General features: G+C 71.0%; 15 protein-coding genes. 7 read left to right on the plus strand and 8 right to left on the minus strand.

From position 1 onward, the window contains the following. Positions 1-20: 20 nt before the first annotated feature. Positions 21-1,049, minus strand: coding sequence for a septation protein SepH (gene sepH / locus DEJ06_RS15235; protein WP_181436891.1), 1,029 nt, complete (start codon positions 1,047-1,049; stop codon positions 21-23). Positions 1,050-1,347: 298 nt separating this feature from the next. Here sepH and DEJ06_RS15240 point away from each other — a divergent pair, with 298 nt between their 5' ends. After that, positions 1,348-1,647, plus strand: coding sequence for a DUF4193 domain-containing protein (locus DEJ06_RS15240; RefSeq protein WP_017886098.1), 300 nt, complete (start codon positions 1,348-1,350; stop codon positions 1,645-1,647). A 128-nt stretch (positions 1,648-1,775) separates the two neighbouring features. Here the strand turns inward: DEJ06_RS15240 and DEJ06_RS15245 are convergent, their stop codons facing one another. Beyond that, positions 1,776-2,207, minus strand: a complete 432-nt coding sequence (locus DEJ06_RS15245; protein ID WP_110859581.1) for a DUF3093 domain-containing protein — start codon at positions 2,205-2,207, stop codon at positions 1,776-1,778. 63 nt (positions 2,208-2,270) lie between these two features. On the opposite strand from DEJ06_RS15245, the gene dut reads away from it, so the two are divergent. The 5 genes from dut to dxs all read left to right on the plus strand — a co-directional run bounded on the left by dut (position 2,271) and on the right by dxs (position 9,350). Then, positions 2,271-2,762: a dUTP diphosphatase gene (gene dut, locus DEJ06_RS15250; protein WP_071403948.1), complete on the plus strand. Its 492-nt coding sequence runs from the start codon at positions 2,271-2,273 to the stop codon at positions 2,760-2,762. Further along, entirely contained in the window at positions 2,759-3,481 is a 723-nt protein-coding gene (locus DEJ06_RS15255) for a DUF3710 domain-containing protein (RefSeq protein ID WP_027465470.1), read from the plus strand. The genes dut and DEJ06_RS15255 overlap by 4 nt, the downstream gene beginning before the upstream one ends. 32 nt (positions 3,482-3,513) lie before the next feature. Next, positions 3,514-4,317, plus strand: coding sequence for a DUF3159 domain-containing protein (locus DEJ06_RS15260; protein ID WP_111039877.1), 804 nt, complete (start codon positions 3,514-3,516; stop codon positions 4,315-4,317). A 128-nt stretch (positions 4,318-4,445) separates the two neighbouring features. Next, a complete protein-coding gene (acnA, locus tag DEJ06_RS15265; RefSeq protein WP_111039878.1) occupies positions 4,446-7,262 on the plus strand; it encodes an aconitate hydratase AcnA in 2,817 nt (938 codons plus the stop codon). Between the two features lie 150 nt (positions 7,263-7,412). Next, the gene (dxs, locus tag DEJ06_RS15270; protein ID WP_111039879.1) at positions 7,413-9,350 is read left to right on the plus strand and encodes a 1-deoxy-D-xylulose-5-phosphate synthase; all 1,938 of its coding nucleotides are present in this window, start codon (positions 7,413-7,415) and stop codon (positions 9,348-9,350) included. 116 nt (positions 9,351-9,466) lie between these two features. Here dxs and DEJ06_RS15275 read toward each other — a convergent pair whose 3' ends face one another. The 4 genes from DEJ06_RS15275 to DEJ06_RS15295 form a co-directional block, all read right to left on the minus strand. Then, positions 9,467-11,605, minus strand: coding sequence for a 3-hydroxyacyl-CoA dehydrogenase NAD-binding domain-containing protein (locus DEJ06_RS15275; RefSeq protein ID WP_111039880.1), 2,139 nt, complete (start codon positions 11,603-11,605; stop codon positions 9,467-9,469). A 2-nt stretch (positions 11,606-11,607) separates the two neighbouring features. Next, positions 11,608-12,825: a thiolase family protein gene (locus DEJ06_RS15280; protein WP_027465475.1), complete on the minus strand. Its 1,218-nt coding sequence runs from the start codon at positions 12,823-12,825 to the stop codon at positions 11,608-11,610. A 128-nt stretch (positions 12,826-12,953) separates the two neighbouring features. Further along, positions 12,954-14,291, minus strand: coding sequence for a ribonuclease D (locus tag DEJ06_RS15285; protein WP_258372536.1), 1,338 nt, complete (start codon positions 14,289-14,291; stop codon positions 12,954-12,956). After that, on the minus strand, positions 14,288-14,869 hold the full coding sequence (locus DEJ06_RS15295; protein WP_017886108.1) for a DUF3000 domain-containing protein: 582 nt from the start codon (positions 14,867-14,869) through the stop codon (positions 14,288-14,290). The genes DEJ06_RS15285 and DEJ06_RS15295 overlap by 4 nt, the downstream gene beginning before the upstream one ends. Before the next feature lie 23 nt (positions 14,870-14,892). On the opposite strand from DEJ06_RS15295, the gene DEJ06_RS15300 reads away from it, so the two are divergent. Continuing rightward, positions 14,893-16,116 (plus strand): alpha/beta fold hydrolase, encoded by a 1,224-nt coding sequence (locus DEJ06_RS15300; protein WP_181436892.1) that lies wholly within the window; start codon positions 14,893-14,895, stop codon positions 16,114-16,116. 72 nt (positions 16,117-16,188) lie between these two features. Here the strand turns inward: DEJ06_RS15300 and DEJ06_RS15305 are convergent, their stop codons facing one another. Beyond that, a complete protein-coding gene (locus tag DEJ06_RS15305) occupies positions 16,189-16,647 on the minus strand; it encodes a SufE family protein (protein WP_027465483.1) in 459 nt (152 codons plus the stop codon). Next, positions 16,644-17,555, minus strand: coding sequence for a sulfurtransferase (locus DEJ06_RS15310; RefSeq protein ID WP_111039883.1), 912 nt, complete (start codon positions 17,553-17,555; stop codon positions 16,644-16,646). Before DEJ06_RS15310 ends, DEJ06_RS15305 begins: the two co-directional genes overlap by 4 nt. Positions 17,556-17,601 lie beyond the last annotated feature (46 nt).

The raw sequence follows: 17,601 nt of genomic DNA on the forward strand, positions 1-17,601 counted from the left end.
ACGGCCGGTGTGCGTGGGGATCAGGCGGGGTCGTCGTCCGGGCGGGTGCCGAAGACGATCTCGTCCCAGCTCGGCATCGAGCGGCGGTTGCGCTTCTTGCGTTCGCCCCGGCTCTCGGGCTCCGGCACCGATGCCGGGCGGGCGTCGGCGGACTGCGGTGCGGTGTCGTGCGCGCCGCCGTCCTCGAAGCCCTGCAGCGGGATGTCGACGACGCTGATGGAGGTCCCGCGGGCGGGCTCGTCGCGCTGTTCACCGAAGGACGCGGCTTCGCGCTCACCGCGGCGACGGCGGAGCGCCTCGAGCAGGTCGGCGGTCTCGTTGCCGGGAGCACGCTCTTCCACGGCGGCCTGGCCGATGCGGGGCAGCGGTGCACGGAGCGGCGCGTGCTGAGACGGCTCGGGCTCGTCGGCCGGCTGCTCCGGCTCGTCGACGCGGAAGGCGCCGGAGTCGAAGCGGGTGCCGTCGTCGTCCTGCTGCTCGAACTCGACCGCACGCAGACGCGGGGCGATGCCCTCGTCGTCGGTGTGCGACAGCCGGTGCGCGTCACCGTTGTCCGGCACGAGGGTCGAGGTCTTGGGGTCGAAGTGCCACTGGGCGTCGTGCTCGACCTCGCCAGCGGTGTAGCGGACGCGGACCTGCCAGCCGCTCTCCGGGTGCTTCCAGGAACCCCAGGTGATCGCGGTGGCCTCGCCGGCCTCGAGCTTCGCGGTGATCGCGGGGCCGAAGGTGTCGGGGGCCTCGTCGTCGACCGGAGTGACCGGCACACGGTGCGAGGCGTCGAGGATGAAGGCCCGCTCGGCGAGGACCGGGCCCTCGAAGCGGCGGACGTACTCGACGTCGACGTCGAGCGCGGCGGCCACGTCGGCGGCGTCGGCGCCACCACGGATGCGCGCCTGGACGTCCTTCGGGGAGACCCGCTTCTGCGGACCGGCGTCGGGGTTCGCCTGGCGCACCTGGCCTGCCAGCGACGACGTGACGGGCAACCGGAACTCGGTGCCGCCGTCGGTCGCCAGGAGGAGTGCGCCGGACTCGACTCCGATGACTCTCACGTCTTGCATGGTTCCGCCTTCCCAGCGTCGCGTACGGTCCTGCTGTCGTACCCCGTGAGTATGCAGGGACGACGGGCGGTTTCCGGGGAGGCGCACGGGCGTGCCGCGGACATCCGCACGGCCGATCCCGAGCGCGCGGCGCTCCGGCAACGGGTGTCGGGAATGTCCGGTTCCGGTCATGGGTTGCACAGCCAGCACGACCCGCCGCAGCACTCGGTTTGCGCTCTGGCGGGGCGTGGTGCAAACTGTCGCCGCCGATCACCCGGCGACGACCTCTCGATACGAGAAATGGATGGGCATGGCCACCGATTACGACGCCCCCCGGAAGACCGACGACAACTCTGACTCAGAGTCGATCGAGGCCCTCAAGGAGCGCGTTCCCGACAAGATGTCGGGGGTCGTCGACGATGATTCCGACAACCCCGGCAGCTTCGAACTCGCCGGGCAGGACCTCAGCGACGTCGACCTCGACGTCGTGGTGCTGCCCCCGCAGGTCGATGAGTTCACCTGCGTCGAGTGCTTCCTCGTGAAGCACCGCTCCCAGCTCGACCACGAGTCGAAGCTCGGACCGGTCTGCGCGGAGTGCGCTTCGCTCTAGCGAGCACAGCCGCGTCGCTCTCGACGCAACGATCAGCGAAGGCCCCGCATCCTCCAGGGATGCGGGGCCTTCGTCGTGTGCTGCGAGGCGGGGCCGAGCCGCGCCTCCAGGCCGTGGACCGTGGTCCGTCAGGACCGCAGCGCCTCGACGACCTTGCCCGGGTGCCGGACGCTGACCAGCCAGTAGGGCGTCGGGTCCGCGTCGTCGCGCACCTCGACCTTGACGACCCCGCGCACGTAGCCGCGGAAGAGGGTCCAGGCGCGGGCGTCGAGTGCCGGCCCGCGCTGCTCGGTGGCCGCTGCGCCCTCGAACGCCTCGGTCGTGCCGACGAGCGTGCGGGGGAGGTGTGCCTTGCCCGCGCGGAACTCGGTGTCGGTGACCTCGATCGTGGGTGCGAGTGCCCACAGGAGGACGAGGACCCCGAGCTCCATCCCGATCGCCACGAGGACGCCGGCCAGGACGCTGATGGGGAGGAAGACGAGCAGGGTGGCGGGGATGACGAGCGCCGTCGCCAGGTAGAGGGCGGGCGGGGCCCAGAGTCGTTCGCGGTACAGGGTCACGGGTCCATTCGATCACGAGCGAGCGAGGTCACGGAACGGTCACGGCTGCACTACCCTCGTCACGTGACCGAACCAGTCGACGTCCTCTGGACCGGGGAGCACGCTCCCGGCCACGCCCACCCCGGCGACGCGGGTGCCGATCTCGTCTCCACCGAGGCCTTCGTGCTGCAGCCGGGGGAGCGACACCTGGCCGCCACGGGGCTGCGCATCGCGCTGCCCGAGGGGTACGCCGCGTTCGTGGTCCCGCGGAGCGGCCTGGCGGCGAAGCACGGCATCACGATCGTGAACAGCCCCGGCACCGTCGACTCCGGCTACCGCGGGGAGATCAAGGTCGCCCTGCTTAACACCGACCAGACGGAACCGTACGAGGTGCACGTCGGCGACCGCATCGCCCAGTTGATCGTGATGCCGGTGCCGCAGGTGACCTACACCCGGGTCGACGACCTGCCGGACAGTGTCCGCGGACAGGGCGGGTTCGGCTCGTCGGGCTACGGTGACCGGAGCGACGCCGTGACCGGTGCCGCCGCAGACGCTCAGGAAGGAACGCGCGCATGAAGTTCGGCCGACGCAAGCGGGACGAGGTCGAGGTGGCGGACGCCGTCGCCGACGACATCGAGGTCGCGGACACGTCCCCCGAGGTCGACATCGCGACGGATGCCGACGCGGACCTCGACGAGGTCGACGCGGTCGCCCCGACGGACAAGTCCGCTCCGGAGGACCGGGCCGAGAACGGCCCCCACGACGAGACCGAGGCGAACCTGGTCCGCCCGTACGTCGACCTGGGCGGGGTGAAGGTGCTCCCGCGCGAGGGCCTGCACCTGCGCCTCGAGGTCGAGGAGGGCTCGCAGCGCGTCGTCGCGGTCGGGCTCGACTACGACGAGTCCACGCTGCAGGTCCAGCCGTTCGCAGCACCGCGCTCGACCGGCCTCTGGCACGAGATCCGCGCCCAGATCGCCGAGCAGATCGAGCGCCAGGGCGGTGTCGTGACCGAGGTCGACGGCCCGTTCGGCCCCGAGCTCCGCGCGTCCGTCCCGGTCGCCGTGGACGGCGACGGTGGCACCGCCGGCTCCCGCCCGGCCCGGTTCGTCGGCGTCGACGGCCCGCGCTGGTTCCTGCGCGGCGTGATCGCCGGCAAGGCCGCCGAGCAGCCCGACGACGCGAGCGAGATCGAGGAGCTGTTCCGCAGCGTCGTCGTCGTGCGCGGCACGACGCCGATGCCGCCGCGCGACCTCATCCCGCTGCACATGCCCAAGTCGACGCAGACCGCGATCTGACCGACAGACGACCAACCCCGCCTGGAGGCACGGTGCCGGACCACGACGACACCCCACGACCCGAGACGGCCGGCTCCGACCCCGTTGCACCGGCTGCTGAGTCATCGGTGGCGCCGGCGGCTGAGCCCTCGGTGGCGCCGTCGTTCTCCGCGCAGTTCCGTGACGCCGTGCAGAACGCCGGGATCGCCCGCGTGGCACCCGGTGAGGCACCGTCCGGCCGGGCGCTGCTCGGCGCGGTCGGCGGGGTGCGTGGGCTCGCCGAGTCGGTGCTGCCCGGGTTCGCGTTCCTGGTCGTCTACGCGATCACGAAGGAGCTCGTGCCGAGCGTCGTGATCCCGGTGGCGGTCGGCCTGGTGTTCGTGGTGCTCCGGTTGCTGCAGCGGCAGTCGGTGACGATGTCGTTCGCGGGCATCCTCGGCGTCGCGGTCTCAGCCGGCCTGGCGCTCATCACCGGCCGCGCGGAGAGCAACTTCATCCCCGGGATCGTCATCAACGCCGTCTGGCTCGTCGGACTGCTCATCACGCTGGCGATCCGCTGGCCGCTCATCGGGCTCGTCGTCGGGTTCCTGCTGCCCGCGAACGAGGACGGCTCGCACGTCGACTGGCGCGCCGACCCCGTCAAGCGCCGCGTGCTGACGGTCGCCACCTGGATCTGGGTCGGGCTGTTCGCGGTCCGGCTCGCGGTGGAGGTCCCGCTGTACCTGACGGCGCAGGTCGAACTGCTCGCCGGGCTGAAGCTCATCCTCGGCGTGCCGCTGTACGCGGCGGTGCTCTGGGTGACCTGGCTGCTGGTCCGCACCGTGTTCGTCCGACGCGACGACGTCGCCCCGGTGTAGAGTTCTCTCGACATCAAGATAGTTCTCGCAGGGCGCGCACGCGTCCTCGGGATTAGGTTTGCCTTGCTGGTGGGACGGTCCACGGCCCGCGAGGATGAGGGCAAACCGATCAGTAGGGAGGCGGCACGGTGGCTGCAGTCAATAGCTTCGGCTCGAAGGACACACTGTCGGTTGGGGGTGTCGACTACGCGATCCACCGGATCGACTCGGTTCCCGGGCACGAGAAGTTGCCCTACAGCCTGAAGGTGCTGCTCGAGAACCTCCTCCGCACCGAGGACGGCAAGAACGTCACCGAGGGACAGATCCGGGCGCTCGGCTCCTGGCGGCCCGACGCGGAACCCGACACCGAGATCCAGTTCTCGCCGGCACGCGTCGTCATGCAGGACTTCACGGGTGTGCCGTGCATCGTCGACCTCGCCACCATGCGCGAGGCCATGGCGGACATCGGCGGCGACCCGAACAAGATCAACCCGCTGTCCCCGGCCGAGATGGTCATCGACCACTCCGTCATCGCCGACCTGTTCGGCAGCACGGACGCCCTGCAGCGCAACACGGACCTGGAGTACGAGCGGAACGGTGAGCGCTACCAGTTCCTCCGCTGGGGCCAGACCGCGTTCGAGGACTTCAAGGTCGTCCCGCCGGGCACCGGCATCGTCCACCAGGTGAACATCGAGTACCTGGCGAAGGTCACCTACACGCGTGACTTCGACGGCGAGACCTACGCGTACCCGGACACCCTGGTCGGCACCGACTCGCACACCACGATGGTGAACGGCCTCGGCGTGCTCGGCTGGGGCGTCGGCGGCATCGAGGCCGAGGCCGCGATGCTCGGCCAGCCCGTGTCGATGCTCATCCCGAAGGTCGTCGGCTTCAAGCTCTCCGGTGAGATCCCGGCCGGCGTGACCGCGACCGACGTGGTGCTCACCATCACCCAGGAGCTCCGCAAGCACGGCGTCGTCGGCAAGTTCGTCGAGTTCTACGGCGAGGGCGTCGGCGCCGTCCCGCTCGCCAACCGGGCCACCATCGGCAACATGTCGCCCGAGTTCGGTTCGACGGCGGCGATCTTCCCGGTCGACGACGTCACGCTGGACTACCTGCGGCTGACCGGTCGCGACGATGCACAGATCGCCCTGGTCGAGGCGTACTCCAAGGCCCAGGGCCTGTGGCACGACGCGTCGGTCGAGCCGAACTACTCCGAGTACATGGAGCTCGACCTCTCCACGGTCGTGCCCTCCATCTCGGGCCCGAAGCGTCCGCAGGACCGCATCGAGCTCACGAACGCGAAGAGCCAGTTCGAGCTCGACCTGAACAACTACACGACGCCGTCCGAGCAGACCGACCTCGACGACGCGGTCGAGGAGACGTTCCCGGCCTCCGACCCGATCGCCGCCGGTTCCACCAACGAGGACACGGCGCTGCACGAGCACGTGCACGTGTCGAGCGCACCGTCGACCGCCTCGGCGCCGACGAAGGTCGCGATGGACGGGGCCGATCCGTTCACGATCGACCACGGTGCCGTCGCGATCGCCGCGATCACCTCGTGCACGAACACGTCGAACCCGTCGGTCATGATGGCCGCCGGCATCCTCGCCCGGAACGCCGCGAAGAAGGGCCTCACCGCGAAGCCCTGGGTGAAGACCACCCTCGCGCCCGGGTCGAAGGTCGTCACCGACTACTACGAGAAGGCCGGTCTCACCACCTACCTCGAGCAGCTCGGCTTCTACACGGTCGGCTACGGCTGCACCACCTGCATCGGCAACTCGGGCCCGCTGCCCGAGGAGATCTCGCAGGCCGTGCAGGACAACGACCTCGCCGTCACCGCGGTGCTCTCGGGCAACCGCAACTTCGAGGGCCGGATCAACCCCGACGTCAAGATGAACTACCTGGCGTCCCCGCCGCTGGTCATCGCCTACGCCCTCGCCGGGTCGATGCACTTCGACTTCGACAAGGACGCCCTCGGCACCGACCAGGACGGCAACGACGTCTACCTGACCGACATCTGGCCCGACGCGGCCGAGGTGCAGCAGGTCATCGACGAGTCGATCGACACCGAGATGTTCACCCACGAGTACGGCTCCGTGTTCGAGGGCGACGACCGCTGGAAGAACCTGCCGACCCCGACGGGTGACACCTTCGAGTGGGACCAGGAGTCGACCTACGTCCGGAAGCCCCCGTACTTCGAGGGCATGACGATGCAGCCCGACGCGGTGTCGGACATCTCCGGCGCTCGGGTGCTCGCGAAGCTCGGCGACTCGGTCACGACCGACCACATCTCGCCGGCCGGTTCGATCAAGGCCGACAGCCCCGCCGGCCAGTACCTCGCCGAGCACGGCGTCGACCGCAAGGACTTCAACTCCTACGGCTCGCGTCGCGGCAACCACGAGGTCATGATCCGCGGCACGTTCGCGAACATCCGTCTGCGCAACCAGCTGCTCGACGGCGTGGAGGGCGGGTACACCCGTGACTTCACGACGCCGGACGGTGCGCAGTCGTTCATCTACGACGCCTCGCAGCACTACCAGGAGCAGGGCATCCCGCTCGTCATCTTCGGTGGCAAGGAGTACGGCTCCGGCTCGTCCCGTGACTGGGCTGCCAAGGGCACGAACCTGCTCGGTGTCCGCGCGGTCATCACCGAGAGCTTCGAGCGGATCCACCGCTCGAACCTCATCGGCATGGGCGTCGTCCCGCTGCAGTTCCCGGCGGGCGAGACGGTCGAGTCCCTCGGGCTCGACGGCACCGAGGTCGTGTCGATCTCCGGGCTGACCGAGCTGAACGAGGGCCGCACCCCGAAGACGGTGCACGTCACCGCGACGCCGAGCGAGCACTCGCCGGCCGGCAAGCAGCCGATCGAGTTCGACGCGGTCGTCCGCATCGACACCCCCGGCGAGGCCGACTACTACCGCAACGGCGGCATCCTGCAGTACGTGCTCCGCTCGCTCGTCTGAGTCCGTTGAACGACAGGAGCGACGTGCGCACGGGTCGCTGACGCGACCACAGGACGGACGGGAGGCCCGTGGCGACACCGCCACGGGCCTCCCGTCCGTTGTCGGGTCCCGAGAATAGAGTGGGCCGACAGCCCCACGAAAGGAGCGCCCGTGAGCCTGCTCGCCAGCATCACGTCGCCGCGCGACCTGAAGCGTCTCTCCGACGCGCAGATGACCGACCTCGCCGCCGAGATCCGGCGCTTCCTGGTCGCCGAGGTCGCGAAGACCGGTGGGCACCTCGGGCCGAACCTGGGCGTCGTGGAGCTGACGCTCGCGATGCACCGCGTGTTCGACTCGCCGAACGACCCGTTCGTCTTCGACACCGGGCACCAGTCGTACGTGCACAAGCTCGTCACCGGGCGCCAGGACTTCTCCAAGCTGCGCGAACGCGGCGGCATCGCCGGCTACCCGCAGCGGAGCGAGTCCGAGCACGACATCGTCGAGTCCTCGCACGCGTCGTCGTCGCTGTCGTGGGCTGACGGCATCTCCCGCGCGTTCGGGCAGACCGGGCAGACCGACCGCACCGTCGTCGCGGTGGTCGGGGACGGCGCCCTCACCGGCGGCATGACGTGGGAGGCGCTCAACAACATCTCCGACGACAACGACCGGCGCCTGGTCATCGTCGTCAACGACAACGGCCGCTCCTACGCCCCGACGATCGGTGGCATGGCGCGGTTCCTGAGCTCCGTGCGCACCCGGCGCGAGTACCGGGCCCTGTACGAGGGCACGCAGGCCGTGGCGGCTCGGTTCGGCGCTCCGGGTCGTGCGGTGTACCGGGGCATGCGCGGTGGCCTGCACGGCTTCCTGTCGCGGCTGACGAACAACGAGGCGCTGTACTCGAACCTCGACATCAAGTACATCGGCCCGGTGAACGGGCACGACCAGCAGGCGATGGAGGCAGCGCTCCGGCAGGCGAAGGAGTACGGCGCTCCCGTGATCGTGCACGCGATCACCGAGAAGGGCCACGGCTTCGAGCCCGCCCTGCGCGACCAGGCCGACCAGTTCCACGCCGTCGGACACATCGACCCGGAGACGGGGGAGTCGCTCGACGCCGCCTCGGGCCCGTCGTGGACATCGGTGTTCGCGTCCTCCCTGGCCGAAGCCGGTGCCTCGGATCCCCGGATCGTCGCCATCACGGCGGCGATGCTCCGGCCGACCGGGCTGCACCTGTTCCAGGAGCAGCACCCGGACCGCGTGTACGACGTCGGCATCGCCGAGCAGCACGCCGTGACGACCGCCGCGGGTCTGGCCTACGGGGGACTCCACCCGGTCGTGGCGCTCTACGCGACGTTCCTGAACCGCGCGTTCGATCAGGTCCTGATGGACGTCGCCCTGCACAAGGCCGGCGTGACGTTCGTGCTCGACCGTGCCGGGATCACCGGCCCGGACGGCCCCTCCCACCACGGCATGTGGGACCTCGCGCTGCTGCAGGTCGTGCCGGGGATCCGGATCGCCGCGCCCCGCGATGCTGCGACCTTGCGCGAGGAGTTCCGCGAGGCGATCGCCGTCGACGACGCCCCCACCGTGCTGCGGTGGTCGAAGGGGCAGGTCGGACCGGACATCCCCGCGGTCCGTCGACTCTCCGATGGTGTGGACGTCCTGCACGCCGCCGCGGACGACGTCGAGGACGTGCTCTTCGTCGCCGTCGGGTCGATGGTGCCGGTGGCACTCGAGGCCGCGGCGCTGCTCGAGGCGCAGGGCATCGGCGTCACCGTCGTGGACCCGCGCTGGGTGGTGCCGATCCCCGCGTCGCTGATCGAGCTGTCGCGGACGCACCGACTCGTGATCACCATCGAGGACGGCGTGCGGGTCGGCGGCGTCGGGACCCGGCTGCGGCAGGACCTGCGCGCCGCCGGGGTCGACACCGGGGTGAACGAGCTCGGGCTGCCCGACGCGTTCATCGACCACGCGACCCGGTCGCAGATCCTCGCCGATGCGGGGCTGACGGCGCAGGCGATCGCCCGCGACGTCATCGACCAGGTCGTCGGGACGAAGTTGCCGCAGGCGAAGCCCGCGCGGTCCCGCGAGTCGGCGGCGTCCGACCGCTGACGGCTCGGCGGCGGCCGGCTGGTTCGGGTCTGGTCAGCAAAACACCGGTGTTCGCGCTCCACGCCGCGGTTTGCGGGTGTTCGGTGCGCGAACACCGGTGTTTTGCGTGCTGGGCCCTAGCGGGAAGCGGGGCCGACGATCCGGGGCTCGTGGAACGTGCCGCCGAAGACACGCTCGGACGCACCGGAGCGGTCGAGGTACGGGCTGATGCCACCGGCCTGGAACGGGTAACCGGCACCGAGGATGAGCCCGAGGTCGATCTCCTCGACGTGCTCGACGACCCGGTCCTCGAGCATGCGGTGCAGCTCGTCGGCCAGGGCGTCCTCGAACCGGCGCTGCATCTCGGCGGCGTCGACGGGCTTCGCGTCCTTCTTGGAGGGCGCGACGAGCTTCACGGCGGCGGGGTCGTACCCGGTCGCGTTGCCCTTCTTGTCGCGGGTGAGGATCGTCCCGTGCTCGGCGATCTTCTTCAGCCCGTCACCGGGGTAGAAGCGCTCCGGCCAGGCCGCGTGGTGCGAGTCGAGCACGTGCGCGCCGACCGGCAGCCCGACGAGCTCGAGCAGCTCGAACGGCGACATCGGCAGGCCGAGGGGCGCGGCACCCTGGGCGACGGTGTCGAACGAGGTCCCTTCCTCGACGCCACGCATCGCCTCGCCGAGCACCCGCGCGAGCACCCTGTTGACGACGAAGCCCGGCTGGTCCGCGGTGATGATCGCGGTCTTCTTCAGGGTCTTCGCGACGGCGAGGGCGGTGATGAGGGCCTCGTCCGAGGTCTTCGCCGCGCGCACCACCTCGAGCAGCGGCATGACCGCGACCGGGTTGAAGAAGTGGAAGCCGACGAGCCGCTCCGGGTTGGTGAGCACCGACGCCATCTCGTCGACGGAGAGCGACGACGTGTTCGTGGCGAGGATGGCGTCCGGCGCGATGACCTGCTCGATCTTCCGGAGGACCTCCTGCTTGACGGTCATCTCCTCGAAGACGGCCTCGATCACCCAGTCGGCGTCGGCGAAGGCGTCGTAGGACACTGAGCCGCTGACGAGTGCGGTGATGCGGTTCGCGTCGTCGGGGGAGATCCGGCCCTTGTCGAGCAGCTTCGCGACCTCGCCGCGGATCCGCTCGACGCCGGCGTCCACACGGGACTGGTCGACGTCGGTGATGACGACGGGGACGCCCAGGCGTCGGGCGAACAGCAGCGCGAACTGCGACGCCATCAGCCCGGCGCCGAGGACGCCGACCTTCGTGATCTTCTTCGGCTCGACGCCCTCGGGAGCGCCGACGGGCTTCTTCGCACGCTTCTGCACGAGGTCGAAGGCGTACATCGACGCGGCGAACTGGTCGCCCGAGATGAGGTCGGCGAGGGCCTCGTCCTCGTCGGCGAACCGTTCGTCGAGCGAGCCCGACTTCGCGGCGGCCACGAGGTCGAGCGCCCGGAACGGCGACTTCGGCACCGTGCCGATCTTCGAGGCGACCTGTCCGCGGGCGACCTTGACGACGGTGCCCCACGCAGCCTTCTCGAGCATGCCCGGTTCGTTCTTCCGCACCACCTTGGTCGTGCCGGTGATGACGCCGTCCGCCCAGGCCACGGCCGAGGGCAGGAACGTGACGGACGGGACGAGCACGTCGCCGATGCCGATCTCGACCGCGGCCGCACCGTCCATCAGGCGGTTGTTCTTGAGCGGGTTCTCGACGATGACGCGGAGCGCGCGCTCCGGGCCGATCAGGCGGGGGAGCAGTGTCGCGCCGCCCCAGCCGGGGATGATGCCGAGGAACACCTCGGGCAGGCCGATGCCCTGCGCCGCGGACGAGAACGCCCGGTAGGTGCAGTGCAGGGCGATCTCGAGCCCACCACCGAGCGCCAGGGTGTTCACGAACGCGAACGACGGCACCCCGAGGTCGGCGAACTTGCGGAGCGTGGCGTGCCCGAGGGCGGCCAGGTCGAGGGCGGCCTCGCGCGACGGGACCGCGGCTGCCTGGGACAGGTCGGCACCGGCGGCGAAGCAGTACTCCTTGCCGGTGATGGCGACGCCCTGGATCGTGCCGGCGGCGGCCTCGGTCTTCAGGGTGTCGAGCACGCCGGACAGCTCACGGAGCGTGCGGGGCCCGAGGGTGTTCGGTCGCTTGTAGTCCTTGCCGTTGTCGAGCGTGATGAGCGCCAGCGTGCCACCAGAGGGCATCGTGACGTGCTTGACGAACGAGTGCGTGACGACCTCGTCCTCGCTGAGTTCGGCCAGTCGGTCGTTGTCGACGATGGTCATGGTCACGCCCCCTTCCGAGCCGAACGCTCGGCCGACTTGCTGTGGTTCGGGTTCTCCCAGATGACGGTGCCGCCCTGGCCGAGCCCGATGCACATCGTGGTGATGCCGTACTTGACGTCCGGTCGCTCGGCGAACTGTGCGGCGAGCTGGTTCATCAGCCGGACACCACTCGACGCGAGCGGGTGGCCGACGGCGATCGCGCCGCCCCAGGCGTTCACGTTCGGGGAGTCCTGGGCGATGCCGTAGTTGTCGAGGAACGCGAGCACCTGGACGGCGAACGCCTCGTTGATCTCGAACAGGCCGATGTCGTCGATCGACAGGCCGGCCTTCGACAGCGCCTTGTCGGTCGCGGGGACCGGGCCGACGCCCATGACCTCGGGCTCGACGCCGGCGAAGGCGAACGAGACCATGCGCATCTTCGTCGACAGTCCGTGCTGCTTCGCACCGTCCTCGGACGCGAGCAGGCTCATGGTCGCACCGTCGTTGAGACCGGCGGCGTTGCCGGCGGTGACCCGTCCGTGGGGCCGGAACGGCGTCTTCAACGCGGCCAGCGCCTCCAGGGTGGTCCCCGGCCGCGGCGGCTCGTCGGTGCTGACGACGTCCCAGCCGTCGCCCTTGTTGACCTCGACCGGGATGACGTCGGGCTGGAGCTTGCCGTTCGCCCAGGCAGCGGCGTACCGCTGCTGGGACTGGACGGCGTAGGCGTCCGTGCGGTCCTTCGTGATCGCGGGGAAGCGGTCGTGCAGTCGCTCGGCGGTCGCGCCCATGACGAGGGCGTCGCTCGAGACCATGCGCTCCGCGACGAAGCGCGGGTTCGGGTCGGCGTTGAAGCCCATCGGGTGCCGACCCATGTGCTCGACACCACCGGCGATCGCAATGTCGGCGGCGCCGAAGGCGATGGCACCCGCGAGCGTCGTGACGCTCGTCATGGCACCGGCACACATGCGGTCGATCGCGTAGCCGGGCACCGACTTCGGCAGACCCGCGAGCATGCCGACCGTGCGCCCGAGCGTCAGCCCCTGGTCACCCTGCTGCGTGGTCGCCGCGACGGCGACGTCGTCCACGGCTGCGGTGTCGAAGGCGTTCCGGTCGAGCAGTCCGCGCATCGCGTGCACCGCGAGGTCGTCGGACCGGGTCTTCCAGAACACCCCCTTCTCGCCGGCTCGTCCGAACGGTGTGCGAACGCCGTCCACGAACACGACGTCTGATGCCTTTGGCAATCCGGGCCTCCCAGATCCTCATCGATCGGGCCGGAACGCAGGTCGCTCCGGCCTGGCCGGGCCTCGCCCGGCGACCCTCCCGACGCTATGCCCCCAGCCTGGGCGGCCGCATGCCGGTTGGGCAGTTCCTACGACTCGTCGTCGTCCGTCGCCGTGGGCCGCTGTGCAGCAGCCACAAAGGCCGAGGCGATGATCGACGCGAGTTCCTCGACCTGCCACGGGCGGGCGTCGTGCTCGGCGAGGGCGGCGCCGACCAGTTCGGTCGACGGCGGCGACGGCGGGGCCCACGACACGAGCCGGAGCGTCTCCGGCGTGAGCAGGTTCTCGAGCGGGATGTCGAGTTCCTCGGCACGCTTCGTCACCGCGGCGCGCGCGGCCTTGTACCGGCGGTCGGCGGCCGGGTTGCGGTCCGCCCAGGCGCGGGGCGGGGGCAGGGTGGCCTCGCCGGCACCGCGCAGACGGGGGAGGTCCTCGGTGGTGCGGCCTTCCTCGACGGCGGCCCACCAGCGGTCGAGCTCGGAACGGCTGGCGCGGCCCGTGAAGGTCTTCAGCGCACCGAGTTCGGCGCGGGACTCGGGTGCAGCGGCCGCGGCGGCGACGATCGCCGAGTCGGGGATCGTGCGCCCGGGGGCGATGTCCGCCTGTCGGGCGTACTCGTCACGGGCGAGCCAGAGCGACCGGGCGATCGCCAGTGCTCGCGCACCACGGAGCGCGTGCATGCCGGACAGGCGACGCCAGGGCTCCGCACGGGCGGGCTTCGGCGCACGGTGCAGGACCGCGTCGAACTCCTCCTGGGCGATCCGGGTCTTGCCGGCCTCGTCGAGCTTCTCGGCGAGGGCATCGCGGAGGTCGGGCAGCAGCTCGACGTCGAGCGACGCGTAGACGAGCCACGACTGCGGCAGGGGACGGGTCGACCAGTCGGCGGCCGAGTGCGCCTTGGCCAGGGTGATGCCGAGCAGCTGCTCGACGACGGCGCCGAGGCCGACGCGGGGGAACCCGGCGATCCGGGCACCGAGCTCGGTGTCGAAGATACGCGTCGGGACGAGGCCGACCTCCTGCAGGCACGGCAGGTCCTGCGAGGCGGCGTGGAACAGCCACTCCTCGTCGACGATGGCGGCCTGCAGCTCCGAGAAGTCGCCGATCGGGATCGGGTCGAACAGGAACGCACCGGCACCGCGACGGAAGACCTGGATCAGGTAGGCGCGCTGCGAGTAGCGGTAGCCGCTGGCGCGCTCGGCGTCGACCGCGACGGGGCCGTGGCCGGCGGCGATGGCGGCGACCGCCTCGAGGTAGTCCTCGCGCGTGTCGATGACCTTGACGGCGTCGTGCGATGCCTCGAAGGCGGGGCCGGCGGCGGCAGCAGTCGGGCCGACGGCGGCGGCGGCAGCAGTAGATCCGGCAGCCGTGGCTGCGGACGCAGCCGGGCCGGTCGATCCAGCAGCGTCCTGGGGAGCGGGGTCGGTCACTTGGCGAGCCTCCTCGGGGCCAGCAGGGTCACGCCGTCCGATGCGGGCGGCAGACCGGCGAGCATGGCGACGATGTCCTGCCAGGCCCGGACGTGTGCGGTGAGGTCGTCGCCGCGTGGTGTCCACGACGCGCGGAGTTCCAGCTGGGCGCCGTCGCCCTGTGCGGCGAGGTCGCCGTACCCGCGCGAGATGATCTTGGTGGCCGTGCCCGAGGCGTGGTCGTACGTTGCGCCGTGCGACTCGAGCGCGTCGACGAGCCAGCTCCAGGTCACGTCGGCGACGAACTCGTCGACGCCGATCTCCGGCTCGAGCGGCGCCTGGGCGAACGAGACGACACGGAACGCGCCGCCCCAGCCCTCGGGTTCTTCCGGGTCGTACAGGGCGATGAACCGACCGGTGCCCAGGTCCGACTCGACGCCGTGCGCGGTGCCGGACACGTCCGCCGCCAGGGCGATCGAGAACGGTGCGATCCGGGTCGGCGAGGGGATCTCGGTGACGGTGGTCTCGGCACGGCCGCTGCCGCCGGACACGAACGCGCGGAGCCGCGCGAAGGCGTCGGGCTCTCGGGTTTCGGACACACATGCAGACTAGGCTCCGGGCCATGTCCCGATCCGCGCGACCCGCCGAGGACGTCGTCCAGGAGACCGCTCGATCGGCCGGGTTCATCGCACTCGGCGCCGGTCTGGCAGCTGCCGCGGTGGGGACGGCTGTCATCGGTGGCTTCGTCGCCGCCGTCGCCCGTGCCGTCGTCACCCCCGACCGCAAGCGCAACGAACGCGTCCCGATCCACGCCGTCGACCCGGTCCGGAAGACCGTCACGATCGAACGCACGGCCGACACCGAGCTGCAGGGCCGCTACTCGCTCTGGTTCGGCGGCGGCACCGGCCACATGCGCGTCGGCGAGGTCCTCGGCACGACCGACACCACCGTCACGCGCCGCATCATCGCGATCGACGCCGGCGATCCGACCGCTGCACGTCGCGGACGCTGGGGCGGCTGGTTCTACCTGACCCCGGGCGAGCTCGACGTGCCCGTCGAGGACGTCGACATCCCCACCCCGAACGGCCCCGCCCCCGCCTGGGTCGTCCGTGCCGACGACCCGGCAGCGCCGTGGGCCGTCCTGGTGCACGGCCGTGGCGTCACGCGTGCCGAGACGATCCGCGCCGTCCCCGTCTTCCGCGCCGCCGGGTACTCGGTGGTGCTCGCCTCGTGGCGGAACGACGGCGTCGCCCCGCCGAGCGTCGACGGCCGCTACGGCCTCGGCAGCACCGAGTGGGAGGACATCGACTCCGTCCTCCGCTGGCTCACCGCGCAGGAAGCCCAGAGCGTCGTGCTCATGGGCTGGTCGATGGGCGGCGCCGTCGTGCTGCAGACCCTGCTCCGCTCGCGCTTCGCCGGCCTGGTCGACGGGGTGGTGCTGGAGTCCCCGGTCGTCGACTGGCACGCCGTGCTCAAGTCGCAGAGCCAGCTCCTGCGTCTGCCACGTCCGGTCCGCAAGGTCGCACAGCGCCTGCTCCGCACGCCGGTGCTGCACCGGCTCGCCGGGCTCCAGGCTCCTGTGGACCTGCGCGAGCTCGACATGGTCACGCGCTCCGATGAGCTCACGGTGCCGATCCTGCTGCTGCACAGCGACGACGACGGGTTCGTGCCGTCCTCGGCCTCGCACGACCTGGCCCGCGCACGGCCCGACCTGGTGCGGCTCGAGATCCAGACCACGGCCCGGCACACCAAGCTCTGGAACCACGACGCCGACTGGTTCGACGCCCGGATCCTCGCGTGGCTGACCGAGGTGGTCCAGCGGCGCGGGGCGGCCAGCGCGCGGTAGACGCAACCGGAGGACGGACGGGAGGCGCGGTGCCAGCTGGCACCGCGCCTCCCGTCCGTCGATGGGTCGCGTCTACGCGACCGCCGCCTGCACCTGCCGCTGGACGCGGCCGAGCATGCCCACCATGCCGCGGATCCGCAGGGGGCTGACCGCCTCGGACAGGCCGATGGTCAACGGGTAGTCCGTCGGGACGGCGAGCACCTGCTCGACGGTCAGGCCGGACAGGCCCTGCGCCAGGATCGAGGCGAAGCCGCGGGTGGTCGGTGCCTCGCGCGGGGCGGTGGCGTGCATCCGGACCACGTCCGGGGCGTCGCCGTCCTCGCCCACCGTCACGGTGATGAAGACGGGGGACTGGCACTCCTCGACACGTTCGAGCTCGTCCTCGTGCCCCTGCAGGCGTTCGGGCAGTGCGGGCAGCTCGTTCGAGAACTCGAGCAGGAGCTGCAGGCGGTCCTTCTGGCCCAGGGCGAGGAAGTCGTCGCGGATCTCGGCGAGGGTGGCGGGGAGTGGTGCGTCGGTGCTGGCGTTCATCGGTTCGGAACAGTACCCGGCTCGGATCCCTGCACGATGGGGACGCGGACGGCGCTGCCCCACTCGGTCCACGAGCCGTCGTAGTTGCGGACGTTGTCGTAGCCGAGCAGGTGCTGCAGGACGAACCAGGTGTGGCTCGAGCGCTCACCGATGCGGCAGTAGGCGATGACCTCGTCGGCGTCACCGATGCCGGCGCCGTCACGGTAGACGGCGTCGAGCTCCTCGCGCGACTTGAAGGTGCCGTCGGGAGCGGCGGCCGTCGCCCAGGGGATGTTCACGGCGGTGGGGACGTGGCCGCCGCGCAGCGCGCCCTCCTCCGGGTAGTCGGGCGCGGTCGTGCGCTCCCCGCTGTACTCCGGGGCGCTGCGGACGTCGATGAGCGGCTTGCCGAGGTGCGCGAGGACGTCGTCCTTGAAGGCGCGGACGGGCTCGTCGTGCCGCTCGACGACGGGGTACTCGACGGGCGTGACCGGGGTCTCGTCGGTGGTCAGGGCGCGGTCCTCGGCGATCCACTTGCCGCGACCGCCGTCGAGCAGGCGGACGTCCTCGTGGCCGAACAGGGTGAACACCCAGAGGGCGTACGCGGCCCACCAGTTGTTCTTGTCGCCGTAGATCACGACGGTGGTGTCGCGGCCGATGCCCTTGCCGCCGAGGAGCTCGGCGAACGCGGCGCCGTCGATGTAGTCGCGCTGCACCGGGTCGTTGAGGTCGGTGTGCCAGTCGATCTTCACGGCGCCCGGGATGTGTCCCGTCTCGTAGAGCAGGACGTCCTCGTCGGACTCGACGACCACCAGGTCGGGCGCGCCGGCCCCGGCGTCGAGTTGCTCCTGCAGCCACTCGGTGGAGACGAGGCGCTCCGGGTGCGCGTAGGCGGCGAACTTCTCGGACGGGTCGACCGGTGCGGTCATCGGGGGTACCTCCAGGGGTGCGGGGGAGCGTGGTGCGGGGCGAGCG

Source organism: Curtobacterium sp. MCLR17_051 (genome assembly GCF_003234395.1).
GTDB classification, from domain to species: Bacteria; Actinomycetota; Actinomycetes; order Actinomycetales; family Microbacteriaceae; genus Curtobacterium; species Curtobacterium flaccumfaciens.